This window comes from Vibrio sp. NC2 (assembly GCF_025195005.1).
Classification (GTDB): domain Bacteria; phylum Pseudomonadota; class Gammaproteobacteria; order Enterobacterales; family Vibrionaceae; genus Vibrio; species Vibrio splendidus.
Window position 1 is genome coordinate 17,699 of the sequence record NZ_JANVFC010000032.1, and the last position, 19,383, is coordinate 37,081.

Here is a 19,383-nt window from a genome sequence, read left to right on the forward strand (position 1 = left end):
AACTGGAAGGATGTATCTATGGTAGATCAAGAGCAGAACTCACAGGGTCTGTATACTCCTGAATTGGAGCATGACGCTTGTGGTATCGGTTTTGTTGCGCATCTAAAGAATCGCAAATCTCATGATGTAGTAACTCAAGCACTCGATATGCTTGCACGTATGGAACACCGCGGCGGTCAAGGCTGCGATCCGTGTTCTGGTGATGGTGCAGGTATCCTGCTACAGAAGCCGCACGAATTCTTACTAGAAGAAGCCGTAAAGCTTGGAATTAAACTGCCATCTTTTGAAAAATATGGTGTTGGTGTTGTACTTTTCCCTAAAGATGAATACAAACGTGCACAGTGTCGTGACATTCTAGAACGCAATGCACAGCGCCTTGAGTTAGAAGTTATCGGCTACCGTGAACTTCCAACTGACAATTCAATGATTGGTGCTGACCCATTAAGCACTGAACCTCAATTTGAACACGTATTTATTTCTGGCGGCCCTGGTATCACACCAGAAGAGCTTGAGCGTAAACTGTATGTTCTACGTAACTACACGGTTCGTGTATGCCTAGAAAGCGTTTCAAATATCGGTGATGACTTCTACATCAACTCTATGTCTTACAAGACATTGGTGTACAAAGGTCAGCTAACAACTGAACAAGTTCCTCAGTACTTCCTAGATCTGCAAAACCCAACTATGGTGACAGCTCTAGCACTCGTACACTCTCGCTTCTCTACCAATACATTCCCTCGTTGGCGTCTAGCTCAGCCTTTCCGTTACATCGCGCATAATGGCGAAATCAATACGGTTCGCGGCAACCTGAACTGGATGAAAGCACGTGAAGCAATCCTAGAATCGGATCTGTTTACACAAGCTGAAATCGACATGCTGCTTCCTATCTGTCAAGAAGGTAGCTCAGACTCATCAAACTTCGATATGGCGCTTGAGCTACTTGTTCTTTCAGGTCGTACTCTGCCACATGCGTTGATGATGATGATCCCGGAAGCATGGCAAGAAAACAAAAACATGGATCCAACTCGTCGTGCGTTCTACCAGTACCACGCGAACGTAATGGAACCATGGGATGGCCCAGCGTCAGTATGTTTCACCGATGGTGTTCAAGTTGGTGCAACTCTTGACCGTAACGGTCTGCGTCCTTCTCGCTACACAGTAACTAAAGACGACTTCCTGGTGATGGCGTCTGAGTCTGGTGTTGTTGAGATCGCACCTGAAAACGTTGAATACCGTGGTCGTCTGCAGCCTGGTCGTATCTTCGTTGCTGACCTTGAGCAAGGCCGCATCATTTCTGATGAAGAAGTGAAAGACGGTATCGCTAAGTCGCAACCCTACGAAAAATGGGTTGAAGAGAACCTTCTGAGCTTGAAAAAGCTACCCGATGCGAGCAACGAATTTAACCAACCTTCTCCAGAGAAACTGCTTCATAAACAACAATCGTTTGGTGTGAGCTCTGAAGAAGTAAACGAAATCATTCTCCCTCTTGCAAAAACAGGCTACGAGCCACTTTCTGCAATGGGTGCTGACTGGCCGCTAGCGATTCTTTCTCATCAATCGCAGCACCTTTCAAACTACTTTAAGCAGTTGTTTGCACAAGTAACTAACCCGCCGATCGACCCGATTCGTGAGCGTATGGTTATGTCTCTGAACACTTACCTAGGTAAAGATCAGAACTTACTTGCTGAAACACCTGAACACTGTCAAAAAGTAGAACTTGAGTCTCCTGTTCTTTCTAACTCAGAGTTAGAGAAACTGCGCGCAATCGATAACGAGCACCTTCAATCGAAGACGCTGGATATCGTATTCCAAGCAAACGGAGACCAAGGTAAGTTAGAGCGCGCACTTAAACGTATCTGCCAATATGCAGAAGATGCGGTTATTGATGGCTACTCTATCATCCTACTAACTGACCGTGCGGTTAACTCTAACCATGCCGCTATTCCAGCAATGCTGGCGGTTGGCGCGGTTCACCACCACCTAATCCGTAAAGGTTTACGTGCTAAGTGTGACATCGTTGTTGAAACGGGCGATGCTCGTGAGACACACCACTTTGCAACCTTAATTGGTTACGGTGCAAACGCAGTTAACCCATACCTAGTTATCGAAACGATTGTTGAACTGCAACGTACTAAGAAGCTAGATCCAAACGTTCATCCACGTGAGTTATTCGATAACTACCGTAAGGGTGTTAACGGCGGTCTACTGAAGATCTTCTCGAAGATGGGTATCTCTACGCTGCAGTCTTACCACGGCGCTCAAATCTTTGAAGCACTTGGTGTTAGCAAATCAGTGGTTGAAAAATACTTCACTGGTACTGTTTCTCGTATCCAAGGTCTAACGATCGACGATATCGCACGAGAAGTATTAGTTCGTCACCGTGTTGGTTACCCAGCTCGTGAAATCCCAGCTCAAGTTCTTGATGTTGGCGGTGTTTACCAGTGGAAACAACGTGGTGAGAAGCACTTATTCAACCCAGAAACCATTTCTCTACTTCAAGAATCGACGCGTAACAAAGATTACGGTCAATTCAAGAAGTACGCGAACGCCGTTGATGCTCAAGGCGACAACGCAGCAACACTACGTAGCCAACTTGATTTCATCAAGAACCCAGCAGGCTCTATTCCTCTAGCAGAAGTAGAACCTATTGAGAAAATCCTTAAGCGTTTCGCAACAGGCGCAATGAGCTTCGGTTCAATCTCGCATGAGGCTCACTCAACACTGGCTGTCGCGATGAACCGCATTGGCGCGAAATCAAACTCAGGCGAAGGTGGTGAAGATCCAGCACGTTTCGAGCGTAAAGAAAATGGCGACTGGGAACGTTCAGCAATCAAACAGGTGGCTTCTGGTCGCTTTGGTGTAACGTCTTACTACCTATCTAACGCTGATGAGCTGCAAATCAAGATGGCTCAAGGTGCGAAACCTGGCGAAGGTGGTCAACTACCTGGTGATAAGGTTGATGACTGGATCGGCGCAACGCGTCACTCGACTCCGGGCGTAGGTCTTATCTCTCCACCACCGCACCACGATATCTACTCAATCGAAGATTTGGCTCAGCTGATCTACGATCTGAAAAACGCGAACCGTAACGGCCGTGTCAACGTGAAGCTAGTATCAGAAGCTGGCGTAGGTACGATTGCATCAGGTGTAGCAAAAGCGAAAGCTGACGTAGTACTTATCGCAGGTTTTGATGGTGGTACGGGTGCATCTCCGATGTCTTCTATCCGTCACACAGGCCTGCCTTGGGAGCTAGGTCTAGCGGAAACGCACCAGACACTGCTGAAAAACGGCCTACGTAACCGTATCGTTGTTCAGTCTGATGGTCAGATGAAAACACCACGTGACCTTGCAGTCGCAACGTTACTTGGCGCTGAAGAATGGGGCGTAGCAACAGCTGCTCTAGTTGTTGAAGGCTGTATCATGATGCGTAAGTGTCACAAGAATACATGTCCTGTTGGTATCGCAACACAGAACAAAACTCTTCGTGAGCGTTTCGACGGCCGCGTAGAAGACGTAGTCACTTTCTTCCAATACATGGCTGAAGGTCTACGTGAAGTAATGGCTGAACTTGGCTTCCGCTCTATTGATGAGATGGTTGGTCAATCGCACAAACTTAAAGTTCGTGATGACATCGGTCACTGGAAGTACAAGAACCTAGATCTAACACCGGTACTGCACATTGAGCAGGCTCGTGCAGAAGATGGTATCTACAACCAGACAACACAGAATCATAATCTTGAAGACGTTCTAGACCGTAAGTTGATTCAGGCTGCAATCCCAGCGCTTGAGAAAGGTGAAGCGGTTACCGCTCAGTTCCCTATCATCAACACGGACCGTTCAGCAGGCACGATGCTGTCGAACGAAATCTCGAAGGTTTACAAAGACCAAGGTTTACCACAGCCAATGAACGTTAAGTTCCACGGTAGTGCTGGTCAATCTTTCGGTGCGTTCCTTGCGAAAGGCGTTAAGTTCGAAGTAGAAGGCGACGCGAACGATTACTGGGGTAAAGGTCTGTCTGGCGGTACGTTGGTACTGTACCCAGATGCAAGATCTACTATCGTTGCTGAAGATAACATCGTGGTTGGTAACGTATGTTTCTACGGTGCAACCTCTGGTGAATCTTTCATTCGCGGTATGGCTGGCGAACGTTTCTGTGTTCGTAACTCTGGTGCGAAGGTTGTTGTTGAGGGTGTTGGTGACCACGGTTGTGAATACATGACTGGCGGCGCGGCAATTATCCTTGGTTCAACGGGTCGTAACTTTGCTGCAGGTATGAGTGGCGGTGTCGCTTATGTTTGGGATAAAGCAGGTGACTTCGAGACTAAGCTCAACGCAGAACTTGTAGACCTAGATCCAATTGAACAAGAAGATAAAGATCTTCTACTAGATATGCTAACTAAGCATGTTGAATTCACAGGAAGTGAAGTTGCTCAGTCTTTCCTAGACAACTTTGAAGCAAGTGTTGCATCGCTAGTTAAAGTAATGCCACGCGACTACAAAGCGGTTCTTCAAAAGCGTAAAGCTGAAGCACAACAGGCACAAACGGAAGAAGTGGAGGCAGTATAATGGGTAAGCCTACTGGATTTTTAGAACACGGTCGTGAGCTTCCAAAGAAGCTCGACCCGTCAGTTCGAATTGAAGACAACAAAGAGTTCGTACTTAACGAAGAGTTTGGTGAAAAGATCAATACTCAAGCATCTCGTTGTATGGACTGTGGCGTACCTTTCTGTCACAACGGCTGTCCGATTGGTAACATCATCCCAGAATTCAATGACGCGGTTTATCGCGACAGCTGGGAAGAGGCTTGGAACATTCTTAGCTCTACCAATAACTTCCCTGAGTTTACAGGTCGTGTTTGTCCTGCTCCTTGTGAAAGTGCCTGTGTTCTTGGCATCAACCAAGACCCAATCACTATCTGTAATATCGAGAAAACGATTGTAGAAACTGCGTACCGTGAAGGGTACGCAAAGCCTAAAACACCACGATCTCGCACAGGGAAAACTGTCGCAGTTATCGGTTCAGGCCCAGCAGGCTTAGCCGCAGCTGAGCAGCTAAACAGTGCCGGTCACTCGGTAACGGTATTTGAACGTGACGAGAAAGTGGGTGGTCTACTTCGCTTCGGTATCCCAGATTTCAAACTGGGTATGGACGTGATTGATCGTAAGATCAACCTAATGGCTGAAGCTGGCGTTGAATTTAAAGTTAACCAACACATCGGTGTTGATGTTAATGCTCAACAGTTACGCCAAGAGTTTGATGTGGTATTGCTAACGGGTGGTTCTACGGTTCCACGCGACTTACCAATCCCAGGTCGTGAGCTTAAAGGCGTTCATTTTGCCATGGAATTCCTTGGTCAAAATAATCGCCGTGCCAACGACTTAGATCTTAAGACAGAAGAGCTTCACGCTAAAGATAAGCACATTGTGGTTATCGGTGGTGGTGATACGGGCTCTGACTGTGTAGGCACATCAAACCGTCATAAAGCAGCAAGCATTACTCAAGTTGAGATCATGCCGATCCCACCAGAAAAACGCCCTGCAAATATGCCTTGGCCTCAATACCCAATGATCATGAAAACCACCACTTCTCACGAAGAAGGTTGTGAACGTCATTGGAACATCTTAACCAAAGAGTTCATTAGCGACGATCAAGGTCAAGTAACGGGTCTACGTATCGCTGACATCGTTTGGCAAGACGCAAAACCAGGCGAACGTCCAGGTTTTGATGAAGTAGCGAACTCTGAACGTGTTATTCCATGTGACATGGCATTCCTTGCAATGGGCTTCTTACACCCAGAGCCAACAGGCGTGCTTGCTCAACTAGACATTAAACTGGACGAGCGCGGTAACGTCGCTTCTGAAGGTTTTGCGACGAACCAGAAAGGCGTTTTCGCTGCTGGTGATATGCGTACTGGCCAGTCTCTGGTTGTACGTTGTATTAATGAAGGTCGTGAATGTGCAATTGCCATTGATGACTTCTTAATGGGTAACTCAAACTTAGAAGCGAAAGCTGATTCACTCATGCTTTCCGCATAATATTTCTCGGGCTAACGTCGATGACGTTAGCCTAGAGGAAAAGCAACACCCTTCCTAACTTTTATGTTTGGCTAGCACTCGATGCTAGCCTTTTTTCTATCTGCCTTACGGCTCCTGCGACATTCCCTTCGTTGCACATGTTAAATCCCATTAACATCTACCTTTTATATCCCTTTGATATCATTCTACTATTTTAGATTATTACGTGGTTAATCGCGTTTACGCATGATAATTAACCATGAACTTGACCTTAAACACAATTAGCTATACGTTGTAAAGCTGGTGAAAATAAAACCAATCGGTTTTGTTAACACAACCAATAACGTTTTAACTAGCTAAAGACAAACTATAAGCTTATAAAAAATAACAAGTATATGAATAGTTAGTCATTTACTGTCTGGATGACAGAGAAGCAAAAGGGAGAATTGCAATGGCTCTATATGATCCTAGTCTTGAAAAAGACAACTGTGGATTTGGTTTAATAGCGCAAATGGAAGGCCAACCGAGTCATAAGTTGGTACGAACTGCTATTTCAGCCCTCGATCGCATGACACACCGTGGTGGTATTGCTGCGGATGGTAAAACAGGAGATGGCTGTGGCTTATTGCTACAGAAGCCAGACTCTTATCTCAGAATTATTGCAGAAGAGAATAACTTCAAGCTCGGCAAGCAATACGCTGTCGGCATGATTTTCTTCAGCCAAGACCCAATCAAAGCGCAATCCGCGCAAGACATCGTCAATAAAGAGCTCGCTCAAGAAACGTTAACCGTTGCAGGTTGGCGTGTCGTGCCGACCAACACCGACGTATTAGGTCCAATCGCAAAAGATTCCGTTCCTAATATTCAGCAAGTGTTTATCTCAGCACCTGCAGGGTGGCGTGAACGCGATATTGAACGACGCCTTTACATCGCTCGTCGTCGAATTGAAAAGCAGATAACAGAAGACAAAGATTTCTATATTTGTAGCCTTTCGACACAAGTCATGGTTTACAAAGGCTTGTGTATGCCGGCCGATCTTCCACGATTTTACCTCGATCTTGCTGACTTACGTATGGAATCGGCGATATGCCTGTTCCACCAGCGCTTCTCAACCAATACTCAGCCGCGTTGGCCACTGGCTCAGCCATTCCGCTATTTGGCGCACAATGGTGAGATCAATACCATCGAAGGTAACCGTCAGTGGGCTAAAGCTCGTGCCTATAAATTCTCTTCACCACTGCTGCCCGATTTACAAACGGCCGCACCCTTTGTGAATGAGACAGGCTCAGATTCATCAAGCCTAGATAACATGCTCGACCTGTTCCTTGCCGGTGGTATGGATGTATTCCGAGCGATGCGTATGCTCGTGCCGCCCGCTTGGCAAAACCACCCAGACATGGATCCCGATCTGCGTGCATTCTACGACTTCAACTCCAAGCACATGGAACCGTGGGATGGCCCTGCAGGTATCGTCCTTTCTGACGGTCGTTACGCTGCGTGTAACCTAGATAGAAACGGCTTACGCCCTGCGCGTTATGTGATTACCAAAGACAATCTGATCACGCTGGCCTCTGAAGTGGGCATCTGGAATTACGCGCCAGACGAAGTGGCAGAGAAAGGGCGTGTCGGCCCGGGTGAACTACTCGTCATAGATACGCGCCGCGGTAAACTGTGGCAATCTAACGAGATCGATAATGACCTTAAAGGTCGCCATCCCTATAAAGAGTGGATGGAAAAGAACGTTCACAAACTCACACCGTTTTCCGATCTGCCCGATGAGCAAGTCGGTAAGCGCAGCTTTGACGATGACACGCTCAAGACCTACCAAAAACAGTTTGCGATGAGCAACGAAGAGTCGGACCAAGTACTGCGTGTGCTTGGTGATATGGGACAAGAGGCCGTAGGCTCGATGGGCGATGATACGCCGATGGCTGTTCTCTCTTCGAAAGAACGTCTCGTCACTGACTATTTCCGTCAAATGTTTGCACAGGTCACCAACCCACCGATTGATCCACTGCGTGAAAAGCATGTTATGTCTTTAGCCACCAGTATCGGCCAAGAGATGAACGTGTTCTGCGAAACAGACGGTCACGCCTACCGTGTGACATTTAATTCGCCAGTTCTGGTCTACTCTGACATGCAGCAACTTCTGCAGTTAAATCAAAAACACTATGGCCACGCGATTCTTAGCATGCACTATGATCCTGCTGATAAAGATCTCGAACAAGCCATTAATGACTTGTGTGATCGTGCGGTGCAGGAGGTCCGTGATGGTGCTGTTTTGATTGTACTTTCAGACAAGCACTTAGAGAAAGGCAAGCTCCCGGTTCCAGCAGCGATGGCTGTCGGTGCGGTGCAAACCCGACTTGCTGACAACAACCTACGTTGTGATGCTAACATCGTGGTTGAGACAGCAACCGCACGTGATCCGCACCAATTTGCAGTTCTGCTTGGCTTCGGTGCAACCGCAGTTTATCCCTATCTCGCTTATGAAGCATTGGGCAAAATGTTGGACGATGGTTCATTAAATAAAGACTACCGCACTGCATTACAAAATTACCAAAACGGCATCAACAAAGGTCTGTATAAGATCATGTCGAAGATGGGTATCTCGACGATTGCTTCTTATCGCTGCTCGCAGTTATTTGAGGCGGTCGGTTTACATACCGATGTCGTTGACTTGTGTTTCCGAGGCGTAACGACTCGTATCCAAGGCGCTAGCTTTAGCGACTTCCAGCAAGATATCTATAACCTATCTCGTAAAGCATGGACTAAACGTAAACCACTGGAACATGGTGGCTTGCTCAAATACGTACATGGCGGCGAATACCACGCCTACAACCCAGACGTAGTCAGTACCTTACAAACCGCCGTAAAGACAGGCGAAACATCAGATTATCAATCTTTTGCGAAGCAAGTTAATGCTCGTCCTGCTGCCATGTTGCGTGACTTAATGAGCCTTAAAAAAGCAGCTCAACCTCTAGCATTAGAAAAAGTCGAGCCGAGCAGTGATCTCTTTAAACGCTTCGACTCTGCAGCGATGTCGATTGGTGCCTTAAGCCCTGAAGCTCATGAAGCACTGGCCATGGCGATGAACCGATTAGGAGGCTACTCCAACTCTGGTGAAGGTGGTGAAGATCCACGACGCTTTGGTACTGATCGTAATTCTCGCATCAAGCAGATAGCTTCCGGTCGCTTTGGTGTGACGCCACATTACTTAACCAATGCGGATGTTCTGCAAATCAAAGTTGCACAAGGTGCGAAGCCAGGCGAAGGCGGTCAACTACCGGGCCATAAAGTCACCGCAGAAATTGCCAAACTGAGATACTCAGTTCAAGGCGTGACACTGATCTCCCCTCCTCCGCACCACGATATTTATTCTATCGAGGATCTGGCGCAGCTTATTTTCGACCTTAAGCAAGTGAACCCTAAAGCCTTGGTTTCAGTGAAGTTAGTATCGGAACCGGGTGTGGGCACCATTGCTACTGGTGTGGCGAAAGCCTATGCCGACCTGATTACGATTTCTGGCTACGACGGTGGTACCGCGGCAAGTCCATTGACCTCGGTAAAATACGCAGGTTGCCCTTGGGAGCTTGGCTTAGCGGAAACTCAACAAGCACTGGTGGCCAACGGCCTACGCCATAAGATCCGCTTGCAAGTCGATGGGGGTTTAAAAACCGGACTCGATGTTATCAAGGGCGCGATTCTCGGTGCTGAAAGCTTTGGTTTTGGTACTGCGCCAATGGTCGCGATGGGGTGTAAGTTCTTACGAATTTGTCACCTCAACAACTGTGCAACGGGCGTTGCGACTCAAGATGAAACACTACGCCGTGAATACTTCAAAGGCCTGCCAGACATGGTAGTGAACTACTTTACCGGCCTAGCCGACGAAGTTCGCCAGTACCTTGCAGAACTTGGCGTCGAAAAGCTCACAGACCTGATTGGTCGCACGGATCTCCTTGAAGCCGTTCAAGGCCTCACGGCGAAACAGAGCAAGCTTGATCTCTCTTCAATACTCGAAGCTCCGGTATCTCCAGAAGGTCACCCACTGTTTTGGACCGAGCCAAACGCACCATTTGATAAAGCGCAACTCAACCAACAGATCCTTGATGATGCCATTGATGCGATTGAGAAACGTCAATCCACCAGCCTTTACTACAACGTAATCAACACCGATCGCTCGATTGGCGCTCGTATCTCTGGTGAAATAGCGAAACGCTACGGTAACCAAGGCATGGCAGGCTCACCAATTAAGTTGTACCTCGATGGCACAGCAGGCCAATCCTTTGCGGTTTGGAACGCTGGCGGCGTTGAGCTGTATCTGACGGGTGATGCCAATGACTATGTCGGCAAAGGCATGGCGGGCGGTAAGGTGGTTATCAAACCTCACCAAGGCACTGCATTTGTTTGTAACGAAGCGACCATCATCGGTAACACTTGTTTGTATGGTGCGACCGGAGGCAAGCTATTTGCAGCAGGTACTGCAGGCGAACGATTTGGCGTGCGTAACTCAGGCACCGTTGCCGTAATTGAAGGTGCAGGTGACAATGCCTGTGAATACATGACCGGTGGTATTGTTGCCATTCTTGGCGCAACCGGAGTGAACTTCGGCGCCGGTATGACAGGTGGGTTTGCTTATGTGATGGATAAGAATGAAGACTTCCAAGGCCGTGTAAACAACGAGTCGGTCGAAGCACTTTCTTTGTCGGACCTATTTATCCACCAAGAACACCTGCGCGGCTTGATTGCGGAGCACTTAGAAGAGACTGGCTCAGTACACGCTGAAGCTATTCTGGCGAACTTTGATGAATGGATTCCAAAGTTCTACCTAGTGAAGCCGAAGACGGCGGATCTCAACACCTTGCTCGGTCACCAAAGCCGCAGCTCTGCTGAACTTCGTGTTCAAGCGCAATAATTGGAAGGAGCCAATCATGAGCCAGAATGTATACCAATTTATTGATGTGAATCGCGTAGACCCAGCGAAGAAACCAATCAAGATACGTAAGATTGAGTTTGTAGAGATCTACGAACCTTTCACGAAGCAACAAGCTAAGGCACAAGCCGACCGCTGTTTAGACTGTGGTAACCCCTACTGTGAATGGAAGTGCCCAGTCCATAACTACATCCCTCAATGGCTCAAACTTGCCAATGAGGGGCGCATTATCGAAGCGGCTGAACTGTCCCATCAAACCAACAGCTTGCCTGAGGTTTGCGGACGAGTTTGTCCTCAAGATCGTCTATGTGAAGGCTCTTGTACGCTCAACGACGATTTCGGCGCAGTAACCATCGGCAACATTGAAAAATACATCAATGACAAAGCGTTTGAGATGGGCTGGAAACCAGACATGTCTCACGTTGAATGGACCGACAAAAAGGTCGCGATCATTGGCGCAGGTCCCGCTGGTCTTGCTGCAGCTGATATCTTAGTTCGAAACGGTGTGAAGGCCGTGGTATTTGACCGCTACCCGGAGATCGGTGGCCTGCTCACGTTTGGTATCCCATCGTTCAAACTCGAGAAAGGCATCATGGAAAACCGCCGCCGTATCTTTAGTGGTATGGGTGTCGAGTTTAAGATGAATACCGAAGTCGGTAAAGACGTTCAGCTTCAACAACTTGTTGATGATTATGATGCCGTTTTCTTAGGGGTCGGTACTTATAAAAACATGCGCGCTGGGTTAGACAACGAAGAAGCACCGGGCGTTTATGATGCCCTACCCTTCCTTGTTTCCAATACCTACAAGGTCATGGAACTGGATAACCCAACGCCGTTTATCGACATGAAGGGCAAAAAAGTGGTTGTGCTTGGTGGCGGTGATACCGCGATGGACTGTGTGCGAACGTCTATTCGTCAGCATGCAGCTAACGTTGTTTGTGCTTATCGCCGAGATGAAGCCAACATGCCTGGCTCTCGCCGTGAGGTGAAGAATGCAAAAGAAGAAGGCGTGAAGTTCATGTTCAACCTTCAGCCATTAGCATTGGAAACCGATTCATCTGGTCATGTTACTGGCGTCAAAGTGGTGAAAACGGCGCTAGGTGAACCCGATGACGCAGGTCGTCGTCGCCCAGAACCCGTAGAAGGCAGTGAGCATGTTCTTGAAGCAGACGCCGTTATCATGGCATTTGGTTTCCAACCTCATGCAATGGAGTGGCTAGAACCATTCGGTGTAGAGCTCGACCAATGGGGTCGCATCAAGGCTCCCGGTAAACAAGAATTTCAATACCAAACCACCAACAGTAAGATCTTTGCAGGTGGTGATGCGGTTCGAGGATCTGACTTAGTGGTGACCGCTATCGATGAAGGCCGTAAAGCCGCGGAAGGGATATTGGATTACCTAGAAGTGTGACCAGGGCGTGTTGATCTTTCGAGCTGATTTTTGCAGCGAGTTGCTGGGCATTTATACAAGGCAGAGGCGTCGATGTGTAGCTAGCCTACATGAGAAGCCGATAACGTAGTAGAAATGACCAGCAAACGCTGCCCGAAGGGTTCGGCTAAAAGCGTTTTACTCTTTGTTGAGGGAGATTTGCTTAGATTGACTAGGCTACTTCCCCCTCGCCGCGATTAAAACGCTTTTATCTCGAACAAAATTTAACCACGAAAGGTCAACACGCCCTAGTATAAGGTTTCCTTTATTACTCAGGCCGTTACTATAAAAAAAGGATCCAATGATGGATCCTTTTTTGAATTAAATGCGTTTATCACAAGCATATCGAAAATACGTAAAACAATCGCAAACAAGCCAATACCTATAATTACAATTAAAACAACGCCATAGGAAACACTATGAAAAAAGCCGCTCTCCTTTCTCTATCTCTTTTGACCTTAACCGCTTGTAGCCAAGGAATCACGGACATGAAAGACAGAACTTCATCACCTTGTGGAGACAAACCAAACTGCGTATCAACTCAAGATGACCGTGAACAGCATGCATTGGCCGCGTTTGAGTTATCAGATTCAGCAAACTTAGATGCGATTGAGCAGGTTGCGCTAACCTTACCGGGATCGAAAACCGCGAGTAAAACAGAAGATTACCTGCGTGTTGAATGTACTTCTCGCATCATGCGCTTTGTCGATGACTTAGAACTTAAGATCACTGATGGCAAACTGATCGTGCGTTCAGAGTCTCGTACTGGTCACTCTGATTTTGGCGTAAACCGAAAGCGTGCTGAACAACTTCGCGCTAGCTTAAAAAGCGAAGGCCTGATCAAATAGATAAAAGAATACGCAGATAAATCGCTGCTATTCGGATGAGAAGTGCCTCTGGGCAGTCGCTCGACACTTCTTATCCATGCTACAATTTCGCTCTACTGTTTAAATATTATTTATTAAGAGACTACACATGAAAATCGGCATCATTGGCGCAATGGAGCAAGAAGTTGCGATCCTAAAGGCAGCAATTTCAGACATTACTGAAGTTAATAAAGGCGGTTGTACCTTTTTCTCTGGTCAGATAAATGGTGTTGACGTTGTTTTGCTTCAATCAGGCATTGGTAAAGTAGCCGCTGCAGTGGGTACTTCAATCCTACTAAGCGAATACCAACCAGACGTAGTACTGAACACGGGCTCTGCTGGCGGTTTTGATTCAACACTGAACCTTGGCGATGTGGTTATCTCAACTGAAGTTCGTCACCACGATGCAGATGTTACAGCTTTTGGTTACGAAATCGGCCAAATGGCAGGTCAACCTGCAGCGTTCAAAGCGGACGACAAATTGATGGCTGTTGCTGAACAAGCACTAGCGCAAATGGAAGATAAGCACGCTGTTCGCGGTCTTATCTGTACTGGCGACGCATTTGTTTGCACAGCAGAACGCCAAGAGTTCATCCGCAAGCACTTCCCATCAGTGGTTGCTGTAGAGATGGAAGCATCGGCTATCGCTCAAGCTTGTCACCAATTCCAAGTACCATTCGTGGTTGTTCGTGCAATCTCTGACGTTGCAGACAAAGAATCACCAATGAGCTTCGAAGAGTTCCTGCCACTAGCAGCTCAAAGCTCTTCAGAAATGGTTATCAAGATGGTTGCCCTACTAAAGTAAGCGACTAGACATGCAAACACTGTTTGATCAGGTATTTGCAAATGGCGTGCTCCTTGTAATGTGGGGAGCACTGCTTTTTCATTTGATTTTACCTATCCCCCATGCCGCACACCCTACGACCTTATGGCATAAGTTTGCTGAGCTTTTAGCAAGCAAGGTTAATAACAACCAAAACTATTCCCAAAGCTTAATCTCGGGCACATTAGCCTGGGGCGTAATGGTACTGCCGACTCTGATAATTCTATTGGCACTGCAACCATTGGTTTGGCAATCTCAACTGTTTGAATTAGCGCTGTTATTGCTGGCGATTGATTGGCGCAATAATGAAAAGCTAGCAAATCAGCTGATCAAAGCTCTTGGCCGAGAAGATAAAGCCACGGCTCGTCAGTTACTGGCTCCGGTTGTAAATCGTCAAACCGAATCACTGTCATCACTTGGGCTGGGCAAAGCCGCTGCTGAAACCATCATCATGGGTTACGCTCGCAATGTGGTATGTGTTTTATTCTGGTACGCCATTGGTGGTGGAATTGCGGCTTTAATGTATCGCCTTGTAGTCGAGTTAGCTCGAGCTTGGTCGCCAAGTCGCAAGCAATTTTCTCCGTTCGGCTCAACGGCTATCAAGATAGTCGCTATCCTAGAATTCATACCGATGCGTTTGTTCGCTTTGATGATCGTATGTGGTGATAAAGCAATGCACACATTCAAGATGATGCTTGCCCAAAGCCGTTCTTGGCCACTGCCTGGGCCTGCTTGGTTGATCACGGCCGTTGGCAACAAGCTGGAATTATCATTGGGTGGCCCTGCTATTTACAACAACACCAAAGCCATTCGCGCAAAATTGGGTGGAAGAATCGCCCCATCAGCTCTGCATCTATCTCAGGTTCAGAAGCTGCTGTTTGGTCGTATTGCTATCTGGATATTTTTACAAAGCCTAATATTACTATTTGTTCACCAAGGGATTTAGAGTGAAACCTTCAGCACTTGTTACAAGCCTTACTCTTTTGTCTTCCAGCTTATGGCTGCCTTTATCATTTGCGGAAGAAACATCGTTGACTCCAGAAAAAGTACAGCCAGCTCAACGCGTAGTAAGCCTTGCTCCTCACGCCACTGAACTCGCGTACAGTGCTGGTTTAGGTGATAACCTTGTTGCGGTAAGTGAGAGGAGTGATTACCCACCACAAGCAGACCAGCTTGAAAAAGTGGCAAACTATCAAGGAATCAAGGTTGAGAAGATCATCGCACTGCAACCTGATTTAATTCTTGCGTGGCCAGCGGGAAACCCGCCCAGAGAGCTCGCGAAACTAGAGCAATTTGGGTTTAATATTTACTACTCGAAAACCAAAAGCCTAGACAGCATTGCGACCAATATTGAACAACTCAGCCAATACTCCAGTGATCCGAGTATTGGGAAAAACAATGCCAAGCAATACAAAGAACAACTCAACGCATTGAGACTAAAATATAAAGATGCTGAGCCCGTAAACTACTTTTATCAGCTAAGTGAGAAGCCGATCATCACCGTCGCTCAAGGGCACTGGCCAAGTGAGGTGTTTGAGTTTTGTGGCGGCCAGAATATTTTCGAAGACAGTGCTTCCCCTTATCCTCAAGTTGGTATTGAACAAGTTGTATTAAGGAAACCGCAAGTGATCTTCACTTCTCAGCATGCAATTGAGAATGGAACCATGTGGCAAACTTGGGAGGACGAGATCCCAGCAGTCGCTCAAAATCAGATTTGGTCACTCAATTCTGACTGGATTAATCGCCCGACAACGAGAACTTTGAAAGCGATCCAACAAGTATGCGATTTCTTCGATAGAGCTAGGCAAAATCACTAACTATTTGCTGCATTTTTTCGTACAATTCGCCACCGACCTGTCCCTACAATTTTAACTATAAGAGCACCAGTATCATGGACTCCATGCTGCTTTATATTATCGATTTATTTGGCACTGCCATTTTTGCTGTCTCAGGCGTATTTGTCGCTGGCCGTCTTAAGATGGACCCCTTTGGCGTAGCCGTTCTAGGCAGCGTGACCGCGATTGGCGGCGGCACTATCCGTGACATGGCATTGGGTGCGACTCCCGTGTTTTGGATCACCGATACCACCTACCTTTGGGTCATTATCACTACCTGTTTGCTGACCATGATTATTGTAAGACGTCCTAAACGTCTGGCTTGGTGGATATTGCCGGTATGTGATGCGATAGGCTTAGCCGTATTTGTTGGCATTGGTGTTGAGAAAGCGCTGAATTATCAAGACTCGGCATTAGTGGCTATTATCATGGGTGTTATCACAGGCTGTGGTGGCGGTATTATCCGTGACGTGCTTGCCCGTGAAGTGCCGATGATCTTAAGAAGTGAAGTCTACGCCACAGCTTGTATCATTGGTGGTGCTTTCCATACCATGGCGATTCTCATGGGGCACGATTCAGAAACCGCATTTTTAGCCGGTGTGTTCACAACACTATTGATTAGGCTTGGCGCTATTCGCTGGCACTTGTCATTGCCAACCTTCGCTATCAAATAGATAGAACGATGACTAAGAGGCTCCGCAAAGGAGCCTTTTTTAATTCGCTTTCAAAGTACTTATCCCCTCTATTTCCATTATTCAAAGATCCCCTCCTTTCCTAACACTCTAGTTAGCTCATTAACTCATTCACCATTAGGTTAGTAATGTTTTTTTGTTTACTTATATAGTTCACAGGCTATATTAATAAACAAATAGCTTTATAAATAATTTTATTTACTAACACTGGAAAAAGGGAGTTCAAGATGAGTATTGGTAAAGTGGGCATTGTTTTCTTCTCTAAAAATGGAGCAACTAAGCAAGTTGCTGAAACAATTGCTGAAGGCATTAACACTCAACAACCTAACTCAGTACTCCTTGTCGAAGTGCTATCTTCTGAAATAGTCGAAGGAAGATATGACAATGACGATAAGCTCAGCGCATTAGACAATTGTGATGCGATTATCTTTGGTGCGCCAACCTATATGGGCTCACCAGCCGCTCAATTTAAGAGCTTCATGGATGCGAGCAGTGATAGCTACTGTAAGAAAGCGTGGCGAAATAAACTCGCAGCAGGCTTTACCACTGGTGGTAGCCTTAACGGTGAACAACAGCAAACCCTACTGAGCTTTTTCACTCTGGCTTGTCAGCATGGCATGATTTGGGCAGGGCTTGATATCTCAAAGCATATTGATGATTTAGGTTTGAATCGCACAGGTTCAAGTATTGGTTTGGTCGCCAGTGATGATCAGACGGCAGAGAGCACCAATAATCACATCAATAGTAATGATCTTAAAACCGCTTTCTATTTTGGCCAACGCATCGCGAGTCTAGTTAAGAAAACCTAACGAGCTAATTTCCTAATTAACGAGCTAACGTCAAAACCCCTAGCTTGTCTGATATCTATGTGCTCAGACTAGAGAATGAATGGCGTTTGAGGTAACTTGGTTTAATCATTCCCAACTTTCATGAATATAACCCAATGCTACTCGAAGGAATCGAAACTCTATTGGTTTTAAGTAAAGCAAAAACCATGAGCCGCACCGGCAGTTTGCTTTATATCAGCCAATCAGCGGTCAGCAAACGGATTGCTAATTTAGAGAAGAAGTTAGGCAAGAAACTCATAGAACCGAGTGGTCGACAGATCAAACTGACGCCAGATGCGATTGCATTAATCGAGAGTATCGGCCCTGCATTCAATGAGCTTCGTGGTCTTATTTATGAGCAGCAAGAGTTGGAAGATACCACTCTCATCACCTTAGATAGCTCTAAGTCGCTGATCGCGGGTTATCTAGGTGAGATGATGGGCCAATTTATCCAGCAAGATAAATACATCACCATTACCACTAACCATACCCCAAGAATCATAGAGCGAGTGCAATCTGGCAAGGCGACCTTAGGATTGTGTGCTGGTTTACTGCCACCGCATCATGGGTTAATGACATTCCATCTGTTTGATGAGCCTTTTTACATAGTGAGTAAGTCGCCGTTAACGGAGCTTCCTCCAATGGTCATCACTAACGACATGACCAATCCGGCAAACTCATATCAGTTATCTGTGCTTGAAAAGTTCGGCATCAAACCCTTGATGGAGATGGATGCCTACACCGCAGCAGCCCAGTTAGCACTGGGTGGGACAGGGCCAGCGTTGATCCCGCTATCTATCGTGAAAACACTCAATATTGAACCTCAATACCTGTTTAGTTTTGCCGAATTGAAGGGATTGATTCGACCGATTCATATCTGTGTAAGGCCGAACAGCTATCAGTCTCCACGAGTTAAAATACTGATAGAATCCATTGTTGATGCTGTTCCCAAAGCAGTTTAGACGCCATTAACATCGACATCACGATCACAAGAGGGCGAATCCATTTCTGCCCTTTTGTCACCACTACTTTAGCGCCAAGCTGAGCGCCCATAAAGCCACCAACCGCCATCACTAAGCCTAATTCCCAAATGGGTAAACCAGCCAAAATAAAGAAGATTAAAGCTGCGATATTCGAAGTGAAATTAAGAACCTTAGTACGTGCCGTGGCATCCACTAAAGAGAAATGGCCGATAGCGACAAAACAGACCGTGAAAATAGAACCCGTTCCTGGGCCAAAGAAGCCATCGTAGAAACCAACACCGCCACCAATGCACAAAGCAAACACGGCTTCAGACATCTTTTGCTTACCTTCAGACGCTCTGGTTTGGGGTGCTAATAGGAAATAGAGAGAGATGGCGATAAGCAGTAAGGGGATCATGCTCGTCAATAAGCTCGCATCAATATGCTGCACTAACTCAGCACCAATCGCAGAACCGATAAAGGTACAGAGAATGGCAAGACGCATCTCTTTTATGTTCACGATACCGTTGCGTACGAAATACCAACTGGCGGAGAAGCTGCCAAAAGAACTTTGAAGTTTATTGGTGGCCAGTGCCTGCGTTGGTGGTACTCCTGCCGCTAGCAATGCTGGTAGAGTCAATAATCCACCGCCGCCAGCCATTGCATCAATAAAGCCTGCCGCCGTTGCAACTACAAACAAGATAGCCAATATTTCTAGAGTGATTTCCATATACCCAACGCCTTAAATTCTCGTGAAGCGACAACTTACCACCGTGAGCAAACAATCAACAACGAAACACAAGATTGTAACCTATTCCAATTTTTCATCATTTAGCCATCACCAGATTTTCACTATTTAACCGACACCAGATGACAGACATAAAAAAGCCCACTCCGAAGAGTGGGCTTTGAGCATTTATATCCGTGTCCCGTCCTGAAATGTGTTTACACATTGAGGACTAATGATGACCATTCCAAATAAACACTACATTAAGCGCACTC

12 protein-coding genes are annotated in these 19,383 nt (G+C 46.6%); 11 read left to right on the forward strand and 1 reads right to left on the reverse strand.

Going from position 1 to position 19,383, the window contains the following annotated elements:
* Positions 1–18: 18 nt before the first annotated feature.
* The 11 genes from gltB (NX845_RS22660) to NX845_RS22710 all read left to right on the forward strand — a co-directional run bounded on the left by gltB (NX845_RS22660) (position 19) and on the right by NX845_RS22710 (position 18,381).
* Positions 19–4,566: a glutamate synthase large subunit gene (gltB, locus tag NX845_RS22660; RefSeq protein WP_004734986.1), complete on the forward strand. Its 4,548-nt coding sequence runs from the start codon at positions 19–21 to the stop codon at positions 4,564–4,566.
* On the forward strand, positions 4,566–6,035 hold the full coding sequence (locus NX845_RS22665) for a glutamate synthase subunit beta (protein ID WP_004734985.1): 1,470 nt from the start codon (positions 4,566–4,568) through the stop codon (positions 6,033–6,035). The genes gltB (NX845_RS22660) and NX845_RS22665 overlap by 1 nt, the downstream gene beginning before the upstream one ends.
* 430 nt (positions 6,036–6,465) lie before the next feature.
* Positions 6,466–10,929: a glutamate synthase large subunit gene (gltB, locus tag NX845_RS22670; RefSeq protein ID WP_029406054.1), complete on the forward strand. Its 4,464-nt coding sequence runs from the start codon at positions 6,466–6,468 to the stop codon at positions 10,927–10,929.
* A gap of 16 nt (positions 10,930–10,945) precedes the next feature.
* On the forward strand, positions 10,946–12,358 hold the full coding sequence (locus NX845_RS22675; protein WP_004734983.1) for an FAD-dependent oxidoreductase: 1,413 nt from the start codon (positions 10,946–10,948) through the stop codon (positions 12,356–12,358).
* A 437-nt stretch (positions 12,359–12,795) separates the two neighbouring features.
* Positions 12,796–13,224 carry a DUF1499 domain-containing protein gene (locus NX845_RS22680; protein ID WP_017070085.1) on the forward strand — a complete coding sequence of 143 codons (429 nt, stop codon included), beginning with the start codon at positions 12,796–12,798 and terminating at the stop codon, positions 13,222–13,224.
* 127 nt (positions 13,225–13,351) lie between these two features.
* A complete protein-coding gene (gene mtnN / locus NX845_RS22685; RefSeq protein ID WP_017090520.1) occupies positions 13,352–14,047 on the forward strand; it encodes a 5'-methylthioadenosine/S-adenosylhomocysteine nucleosidase in 696 nt (231 codons plus the stop codon).
* A gap of 10 nt (positions 14,048–14,057) precedes the next feature.
* Positions 14,058–15,011 carry a cobalamin biosynthesis family protein gene (locus NX845_RS22690; protein WP_260257191.1) on the forward strand — a complete coding sequence of 318 codons (954 nt, stop codon included), beginning with the start codon at positions 14,058–14,060 and terminating at the stop codon, positions 15,009–15,011.
* 1 nt (position 15,012) lies between these two features.
* Positions 15,013–15,882 carry a vitamin B12 ABC transporter substrate-binding protein BtuF gene (gene btuF / locus NX845_RS22695; RefSeq protein ID WP_017080248.1) on the forward strand — a complete coding sequence of 290 codons (870 nt, stop codon included), beginning with the start codon at positions 15,013–15,015 and terminating at the stop codon, positions 15,880–15,882.
* 74 nt (positions 15,883–15,956) lie between these two features.
* Positions 15,957–16,574, forward strand: a complete 618-nt coding sequence (locus NX845_RS22700) for a TRIC cation channel family protein (protein ID WP_004734978.1) — start codon at positions 15,957–15,959, stop codon at positions 16,572–16,574.
* A gap of 245 nt (positions 16,575–16,819) precedes the next feature.
* Positions 16,820–17,401 carry a flavodoxin family protein gene (locus tag NX845_RS22705; protein WP_260257192.1) on the forward strand — a complete coding sequence of 194 codons (582 nt, stop codon included), beginning with the start codon at positions 16,820–16,822 and terminating at the stop codon, positions 17,399–17,401.
* Positions 17,402–17,535: 134 nt separating this feature from the next.
* Entirely contained in the window at positions 17,536–18,381 is an 846-nt protein-coding gene (locus tag NX845_RS22710; RefSeq protein WP_017080246.1) for a LysR family transcriptional regulator, read from the forward strand.
* On the opposite strand, the gene NX845_RS22715 is transcribed toward NX845_RS22710, so the two are convergent.
* A complete protein-coding gene (locus NX845_RS22715) occupies positions 18,332–19,111 on the reverse strand; it encodes a TSUP family transporter (protein WP_017080245.1) in 780 nt (259 codons plus the stop codon). The genes NX845_RS22710 and NX845_RS22715 overlap by 50 nt on opposite strands.
* Positions 19,112–19,383: the final 272 nt, after the last annotated feature.

What these genes read in the sequence shown, in the direction of transcription:
- gltB (WP_004734986.1), top strand. Translation starts at nt 19, where the DNA reads ATGGTAGATCAAGAGCAGAACTCACAGGGTCTGTATACTCCTGAATTG.
- NX845_RS22665 (WP_004734985.1), top strand. Translation starts at nt 4,566, where the DNA reads ATGGGTAAGCCTACTGGATTTTTAGAACACGGTCGTGAGCTTCCAAAG.
- gltB (WP_029406054.1), top strand. Translation starts at nt 6,466, where the DNA reads ATGGCTCTATATGATCCTAGTCTTGAAAAAGACAACTGTGGATTTGGT.
- NX845_RS22675 (WP_004734983.1), top strand. Translation starts at nt 10,946, where the DNA reads ATGAGCCAGAATGTATACCAATTTATTGATGTGAATCGCGTAGACCCA.
- NX845_RS22680 (WP_017070085.1), top strand. Translation starts at nt 12,796, where the DNA reads ATGAAAAAAGCCGCTCTCCTTTCTCTATCTCTTTTGACCTTAACCGCT.
- mtnN (WP_017090520.1), top strand. Translation starts at nt 13,352, where the DNA reads ATGAAAATCGGCATCATTGGCGCAATGGAGCAAGAAGTTGCGATCCTA.
- NX845_RS22690 (WP_260257191.1), top strand. Translation starts at nt 14,058, where the DNA reads ATGCAAACACTGTTTGATCAGGTATTTGCAAATGGCGTGCTCCTTGTA.
- NX845_RS22700 (WP_004734978.1), top strand. Translation starts at nt 15,957, where the DNA reads ATGGACTCCATGCTGCTTTATATTATCGATTTATTTGGCACTGCCATT.
- NX845_RS22705 (WP_260257192.1), top strand. Translation starts at nt 16,820, where the DNA reads ATGAGTATTGGTAAAGTGGGCATTGTTTTCTTCTCTAAAAATGGAGCA.
- NX845_RS22710 (WP_017080246.1), top strand. Translation starts at nt 17,536, where the DNA reads ATGCTACTCGAAGGAATCGAAACTCTATTGGTTTTAAGTAAAGCAAAA.
- NX845_RS22715 (WP_017080245.1), bottom strand. Translation starts at nt 19,111, where the DNA reads ATGGAAATCACTCTAGAAATATTGGCTATCTTGTTTGTAGTTGCAACG.